Raw genomic sequence first — 251 nt, forward strand, 5'->3', positions numbered from 1 at the left:
CAAGACCACCCTGCTGAAGTCCGTGCTCGGGCTCGTCCGGCCCGACGCGGGCTCGGTGCGACAGGGCCGGGACGGCCGGGTCCGTCCCGGGATCGACCTGGCCGGGACGGGGGTGGTCTTCGACCAGCTCACGGTGATCCCCGAGTGGACCGCGCGCGGAGCCGCAGCGGCGATCGCCCCGTTCCTGCCCGCGCTGGGACGCCACGCTGTTCGCCGACCTGCTGGAACGGTTCCGCGTCGCCTCCGACGCC

1 pseudogene is annotated in these 251 nt (G+C 74.9%); it reads left to right on the forward strand.

Annotated elements, in window-relative coordinates:
- Positions 1–251, forward strand: a pseudogene (locus BN358_RS27540) (hypothetical protein); the annotation flags it as partial.

This window comes from Sedimentibacter sp. B4, from assembly GCF_000309315.1.
Lineage (GTDB): Bacteria > Bacillota > Clostridia > Tissierellales > Sedimentibacteraceae > Sedimentibacter > Sedimentibacter saalensis.